The organism is Streptococcus orisratti DSM 15617 (assembly GCF_000380105.1).
Taxonomy (GTDB): Bacteria; Bacillota; Bacilli; order Lactobacillales; family Streptococcaceae; genus Streptococcus; species Streptococcus orisratti.
In genome coordinates this window covers 1-7,060 of the sequence record NZ_KB904510.1, presented here as the reverse complement: position 1 = coordinate 7,060, position 7,060 = coordinate 1, and the positions used below count along the sequence as shown (strand labels likewise).

The 7,060-nt window shown below is 39.9% G+C and carries 8 protein-coding genes; 6 read left to right on the top strand and 2 right to left on the bottom strand.

The window, feature by feature from the left end; genetic code table 11:
- On the bottom strand, positions 1–435 hold a 435-nt coding region (locus tag A3I7_RS0110600), incomplete at its 3' end, for a hypothetical protein (RefSeq protein WP_018375773.1).
- Positions 436–1,047: 612 nt separating this feature from the next.
- Here A3I7_RS0110600 and A3I7_RS0110590 point away from each other — a divergent pair.
- The 6 genes from A3I7_RS0110590 (at position 1,048) to A3I7_RS0110565 (ending at position 5,633) form a co-directional block, all read left to right on the top strand.
- Positions 1,048–1,542, top strand: coding sequence for a beta-class carbonic anhydrase (locus A3I7_RS0110590; RefSeq protein WP_018376737.1), 495 nt, complete (start codon positions 1,048–1,050; stop codon positions 1,540–1,542).
- 2 nt (positions 1,543–1,544) lie between these two features.
- On the top strand, positions 1,545–1,982 hold the full coding sequence (locus A3I7_RS0110585; protein WP_018376736.1) for an NUDIX domain-containing protein: 438 nt from the start codon (positions 1,545–1,547) through the stop codon (positions 1,980–1,982).
- 320 nt (positions 1,983–2,302) lie between these two features.
- Positions 2,303–3,052, top strand: a complete 750-nt coding sequence (locus A3I7_RS0110580) for a TIGR00266 family protein (RefSeq protein WP_026217230.1) — start codon at positions 2,303–2,305, stop codon at positions 3,050–3,052.
- A gap of 138 nt (positions 3,053–3,190) precedes the next feature.
- Positions 3,191–3,637: a LytTR family DNA-binding domain-containing protein gene (locus A3I7_RS0110575; protein WP_018376734.1), complete on the top strand. Its 447-nt coding sequence runs from the start codon at positions 3,191–3,193 to the stop codon at positions 3,635–3,637.
- A 3-nt stretch (positions 3,638–3,640) separates the two neighbouring features.
- Positions 3,641–4,291, top strand: coding sequence for a LiaF transmembrane domain-containing protein (locus A3I7_RS0110570; RefSeq protein WP_018376733.1), 651 nt, complete (start codon positions 3,641–3,643; stop codon positions 4,289–4,291).
- A gap of 91 nt (positions 4,292–4,382) precedes the next feature.
- A complete protein-coding gene (locus A3I7_RS0110565) occupies positions 4,383–5,633 on the top strand; it encodes an MFS transporter (protein WP_018376732.1) in 1,251 nt (416 codons plus the stop codon).
- A gap of 440 nt (positions 5,634–6,073) precedes the next feature.
- On the opposite strand, the gene A3I7_RS0110560 is transcribed toward A3I7_RS0110565, so the two are convergent.
- Positions 6,074–7,060 (bottom strand): IS30 family transposase (locus tag A3I7_RS0110560; protein ID WP_018376731.1); only part of this gene is annotated, 987 nt, incomplete at its 5' end.

Below are 7,060 nucleotides of genomic sequence, written 5' to 3'. Positions count from 1 at the left end.
GTAACCAATATCGGCTAATCCTTTAAAAATGGTAGCTCTGTGATTGCGAACAAGTTGGCAAAGTGGCAAAGGAAAACTATCTATAATGGCTAGCCTATCAGATGGAAGCATGTCACTCATAGCTTTTCGGATTAATTGGACTAGCCAGATCAATTGTCTAGACCGACGATTGAAACGACTTCGNTCTAGTAACTGACCACAAGGAAAGAGGGGGCAGATGGTGTAGAAATGGCGTTGTGATGTCATGCCTAGTTCAGCTTGTAACAAAAGCAAGACAAGGATTGATTCATCCGAAACTTTGACTAAGCCAACATTACGTCGATATTTGAAGGAATCTGGGCAATAATTTTGGTAGAAGTGATGACAAATTTGTGATAATTGGCGTACATTCCATTGCAAATGATGAGATTTAGCAGTATACTGTAAGTGGCTCATTTGGACTAACCTCCTGTATGTTTCATCACTTACAGTATAGTCCATTTGGGCTTTTTATTGTTTTTTGAAGTTAACTAGCACCAGGGGGAATAAAATTATAATTATATAGAAGAATCGGCTAAGCAGGCCCAAGAGAAAGCTGCCAAGGTTAAGGAAATCGCTTGGAAAAAACATCACCCTGTTCAAAGCTTTATCCATGACTTGGAAGCAGGTGCCATAGGCTGGCTGGACAAAGATATCAAAGCTCATCCCAATCCCTTGAATAGAGCGAGTGCGGGTTTTCTAAAGGGGGCTGTTGAGTTAGTCAGTGGGCCGGCTCTAGGAACAGTAATGACTGTCACTCCTAATCTTTCGACGCTTTGGTTACCCCCCTATAATAAAAGGGCGCGCACGGGCAACCTTTTTCATTTGATATTACAAGAAACCGTATTTCATAGGTAAAGTTGAAGAAAGACGAAAATAGTCATTGATGTATGACCTTCCACCTCTCATTCTTCTGTATATAATTTGAAAAATTATGAAACCAGACCCTTCTTCATGACAAATATCTCTAAAAATGCTAAGATAGATAAAATTTATAAATGAGACCATTAACTAGTAAAGGAGGCTCCCATGTCATATTTTGAAAAATTTTTGAAAACTAATCAGGCCTATGCGGATCTTCATGGAACAGCCCATTTGCCAATTAAACCTAAAACCCAAGTAGCTATCGTGACCTGCATGGATTCTCGATTACATGTTGCTCAGGCATTGGGGCTTGCTTTAGGGGATGCTCATATTTTGCGGAATGCTGGTGGGCGCGTGACAGATGACATGATTCGTTCACTTGTGATTTCTCAGCAACAGTTGGGGACTCGAGAAATCGTTGTTCTTCATCATACAGACTGTGGCGCGCAGACTTTTACCAATGATGCTTTTGCAGATCAACTCCAACGTGATTTGGGAGTAGATGTTCACGGTCACGATTTTCTTCCATTTACTGATGTCGAAGAAAGTGTACGTGAGGATATGGCGATTTTGCGCCAGTCCCCGTTAATACCAGATGATGTTAACATTTCAGGTGCAGTCTATGATGTTGATACGGGGCGTATGACGGAGGTGATTTAGAAATGGCAGAGCGGTTTCAGTCGTTCTCAGCGGTACTCCCTATGATATACAAAGATGGTAAGGTACTCCTACAATTGCGGCAAAATACTGGTTATAAAGATGGATACTGGGATTTTGCTGGGTCAGGTCATGTTGAAAAGGGTGAAACAGCAACACAAGCACTGATCAGAGAGTGTCGTGAAGAATTAGGAATTAGCATTTCTGAGGATGAACCTACTTTGAAGCATATCTCACAAGTCGTTTTTCCAGAAAGAACTTATTTGTATTTTTATTTTTCAGTTCACTACTTTGATAGGATTCCAACGATTCAAGAAAGCGAAAAATGTGCCCAACTTGCTTGGTTTTCTATTGAACAATTACCAGAAAATATGATCCCTACCCATCAAGCAAATTTAGAACGAATTCTTACTGGTAAGTTTTATAGTGAAATAAAAGCGTAAGACTCACTCAAAATGAAAGCTGTAGATAGCATGTGTTTAATTTCTTGATAACTCCTTGCTTTGATTCTAAGAACCTGCATTCACAAGTGAAGTGCTTATAGATAAGAGATAGTTTTTCGCTAATCAAGGCAGTTTTTTGAGAGAATACTGACTGTATTTTGAAAAAACTAACGATGAGTAGCTCAAAAACTAGCCTTAGGTGGAGGTACTGAACTGTGAATACAGGTTCTAAAGTTTAGATAAGGCTGCATTTCTCATTTGACAGTTATTTAGGAAAAGGTTAAAATAATTGTATCGAAACAAACATACAAAAGGAGCCGATTATGGATAACCGAATGAAGTACACAATTGATAGTGATATGCAATTTCCTCTAGTCGAGATTGCCCTAGAAGCTGGGGAGACAGCTTATATCCAACAAGGAAGCATGGTTTACCACACACCAAGTGTCACTCTCAATACTCGCCTTAACGGACGTGGTTCTGGTCTTGGGAAGTTGATGGGAGCCATAGGTCGCTCTTTTACTTCTGGCGAGTCTATGTTTATCACCCAAGCAATCTCAAATGCAGATGATGGTAAATTGGCTCTTGCGCCATCAATGCCTGGTCAGGTTATCGCCCTTGATTTAGGAACTAAGCAGTACCGCCTCAATGATGGTGCGTTTCTGGCTTTAGATGGCTCAGCGCAGTACAAAATGGAACGTCAGTCTGTTGGCCGCGCCTTCTTCGGTGGACAAGGAGGACTCTTTGTCATGACAACTGAGGGAGAGGGCACGCTTTTGGCTAATAGTTTTGGTTCTATCAAGAAACTCGAACTGAACGGTGGAAGTATTACTATTGATAATGCTCATGTCGTTGCTTGGAGTAAAGATCTCAACTATGACATTCATCTTGAGAATGGCTTCTTGCAGTCCATCGGTACTGGAGAAGGCATTGTCAATACTTTCCATGGTTACGGTGAAATCTACGTGCAAAGTCTTAATATTGAAACATTCTCACGAGTTATCGGAAATCATATTGTGACTGGTGGCGGAGATGATGATGGTGGCACATTGCTAGGAAATCTTTTCTAAAATTAGACATTAGAACTCAAGTCATCTTGGGTTCTTTTTTGGTACGACTTACTGTTCAAATCTTACCACTTACTGAAAAGCCCTTGTTTTACGAATAAAGCTTGCTATAATAGTTATAGCAATGAAGGGAGGAAGCCGATGAGGATTCGGATTGATTTGGATGATACTTGTAGTGATGTTGAAGTTATCATAAAAACCAGTCAACTAAATGAACAAGTAGCACAAATTCAAAAGGCACTTTCCCAGCTTAGTCGAGCACCTTTAGTATTTTATAAAGGAAGCAGTGAGTATTTCGTAAAAATTGAAGACATTCTCTTTTTTGAAACGGATGGTTCAAAAATCTATGGGCATTCAAGAGATAATGCTTATGAGGTGAAACTCAAACTCTATGAGCTGGAAGATTATTTGCCCTCATATTTTTGCAGGGTGGCTAAGGCAACTATTGTCAATACGCGTAGCATTTATTCGCTTGATAAATCATTCTCAGGAACTAGCACCATTCGTTTTTATGAGACTCACAAGCAGGTGCACGCGTCGCGACATTATTATCAATTACTTAAAGAGAAGTTACAAGAAACGAGGTAAAATATGAAACGAACTTTTTTGGGAATAGGGTTGATTTTGCTGGCTGGTTTCCTACTTTTTCAAGAACAGTTAGGACTTGCCTACATTCCAGTTTGGACGATTTTGTGGATTGCTTTCTTGGGGGGATGTGCTATTGTTTGTCTCTTGAAACGAAGCTGGTTTGCTGGATTAGCTTGCCTTATTTTAGCTTTGAGTCAGTTAAATAGCATTTTCCACTGGTATAGTATTTCGAGTTGGTTGTTATTTTTAGTAGCTATGTTGGTGATTGGCGGTCTGCAATTGATTTTTAAGCCTAAGGACAAATCACTGATTAACTGGAACAAAAGTGAGCGAATTCGAATTGAAAAAAAATGGACGGCCTCCGAGGAACGGACATCTGGCAGGATTCTTTCAGGAGAGTCTATGGATCTCATCTTTGGAAATTCAACGGTTTATTTTGAAGAGAATGATATGGTTGGAGAAACAGCAACTTATGAAGTCAATGCTATATTCTCAAGTGTAATCCTTTATGTGCCATCAACTTGGAAGGTTGCAATCAAAGGAGACCAAGTCTTTAGCAAGGTTAATCAGGAACCTAGTCATTTAGATTGTGAAAAGACTTTAGTTATTAACGCCGATATGGTCTTTTCAAACCTAACAATTATGTATCTTTAAGTGCCCTTTTAGAGCAGTAAAATCTTTCTTGTTTTCTGCTCTTTTATTGAAAAACAAATATCAGAAAATTCCAAAAATATAAGGAGATATTATGAAAAAGCTTTTGAAAAACAAACTTTACATGCTGACTTTTGTCAACGATATGCTATCTAATTTTGGGGATGTTGTCTATTATCTAGCGCTGATGTCTTATGTTTTGCAGCTGCCGGATGCTAAGTTAGCCATTTCAATTGTCAGTATCTCAGAAACGCTGCCTATATTGGCAGGTTTTGTTATGGGGTATTTTGCAGACCGAACAACTGATAAGATTAAGACGATTTTGAAAACACTTTACTTTCGGACGGGAATTTATCTCTTAATCGGTGTTGTTATCGGCTTTAAACCAAGTTTGTGGATTGTCATTCTGGCAGCTTTTATCAATTTTTTGTCCGACTTAGCGGGTCAGTACGAAAACGGTCTCTACACACCTTTGAGTTTACGGGTAGTGGCTGACGAGGATCGCTCAGATAGTTACGCTTTTCGTCAGGCCGCAGCTGCTATATTATATATCGGTTTTCAATCGGCTGGCGCAGCCTTGGTGACGGTCATGAGTTATCAAGCGTTAGCTTTTGTCAATGCAGGAACTTTTGCCCTCTGTGCTTTGATAATGCTGGGTTTGAAACCCAGTCTTGAAAAATTATTGGTGGAACGCCCTCTGGAAATTACAAAAGAAGTCAAAGGTAATCTGGTTAAGGATATGTGGAACAGCATGAAGCTAGCCCTGCGTGAATGTCTCAAACTACCAGAAATGCGTCAGTCTATGGTAGTGGTTCCTGTTCTCAATGGTGTGCTGAATGTTGTAACTATTATCATTCCTGTTATTATCAGTCAGGATAAGCACTTTATTATCGGAAATGCGGTAACGACCTTGGCATTGTTGACTATTTTCAACCTCCTTGGTGGTATTCTGGGTAATATTCTTGCCATGACTGTTCTGAAAAAGCTAGATCTGACGCTAGCTATTCGTTTGGTAACGTTACTCGTACCAGTTTTCTTCTTTTTTATCTATATCCATGAGATTCATGGTGTTTATGCAACGATTTTCCTTATCACCATTTTAGCTGGAGCTATTAATCCTAAGTTTGCTGCCTTGATTGCAAATAGTATGCCTGAGGACAAGTTAGCCATGATAAGTGGTGGTGTTAATACTTATTTTCAAATCGGTTCCATGCTGTCGCGTCTTGTTGTGGCTGGTTTAATTGTGGTCCTACCTATTGATGTGATTAGTTTGATTTTTCTGTTTATCGGGTTTGCCTTGGTTGTCTATGCTTACAGAAGGAGGATTAGGAAAGTAGCTGCATAGCAGTACCAAGCATTTTCTTCCGGCTGTTCATCGCAGCACTATTCTTATAATTGTGCCTTGGATAATCTGGTTAAGAAAAATGAGTTGACAGTATAGGGGCAGGCTATTTCTTATGACTTAAATGTCAATTAGACTTGGTAGAGCATTGAAATAGGTAAAGCTGATAACTTGGTAAATTCTCAAAGTAATTTCTAGTTCCCGTCCTTCCAGAAGTTACTCTGAGAAAACTGCATAAAACCAACAGAATTTAGTCTCAGACTAAGTTCTGTTTTTGCCTAAAATGAGGCTTCAAGGGTGTTTTGGGCTTGAAATTGTTGAAAAAAAGGGTACACTAAAGTTACTGGCTCTGAGACGTCTCAAAGTAAGTTCTAGTTATCTGGAATTTTGGATGGGACAAGTTCCTTTCTATTTTGAAATTATTTTTTGATAAAAACTAGCGATTATTTATCCCATAATCGTGGGGATTGGATGACGTTCTTAGGGTCAATTTTAGAGATGCCCAGAAGTGTTGCCAATTCCTCACCGTAGGTAAATGTAAAGAGTTCATAAGCCGATTTTCCGTTGAAAGAAGCTCGTTTGACGCTGTTGACATGCGAACAAACCAGATTGATATCCTCCTGTGTCAAGTTGTCAAAGCTAGTTCCCTTAGGGAGAATATCTCTGATAAGCGTGTGATTCTTCTCGATTCTCCCTTTCTGGTCGGAGCGATTGGGGTCACAGAAGAAGAGCTTTGATTCACCACGAACATCCATTTCGATGTCGTCCACTCTAGCGAATTCACCACCATTGTCGGTCAAAATGACAGGGAATAGTTCGCAGAAGTCTATCTCTTTCTGGTGCAGGTCATTCTTGATGATATAGAGGTGTTTTGCGACTTCATTGGCCGTTTTGTTATCAAGTAATCGAGCAAAGATAAAGTTACAGAAGGAGAGGTTAAAAGTGAGAAGTACCTTTCCGCCCATCCGTCCAGTAACGGTGTCCATTTCTAGCCAATAGCTGATGCCTTCTTTAGTGAGAAAGCGTTGGAAGTCCTCGTAGGACCGTCCTTCTTTGGCAGTTTTAGGAATAGGAGGAAGATCTCTTGTTCTCCGTTTTCTGAATTTCACGACACGAGGGAAATCAATAGGTTTTGTGGACAGATATCCTTTTTCAAGGTAACGATAGATAGAAGCTCTGGATACCGAAAGTTCGTTGGAGGCGATGATATGGTTGAGGTGTTGTCCCTTTTGGATGGCAGAAGAGACAATAGCGTCCATTTCATAGAATTCTTCCTTGTTTAGGGCAACGCCTGTTCTCGACTCTGAGAGCTTAGCTTCATAATCAAGCTGAGCTCTTTTGGCGTAGTAGAACTGTTTTTGGTATCCACAGTTCAATCTCTTTTTCGGACAGGCATTACAAACGTAGGGAGCCTTTTTGAGTAGAGGGCA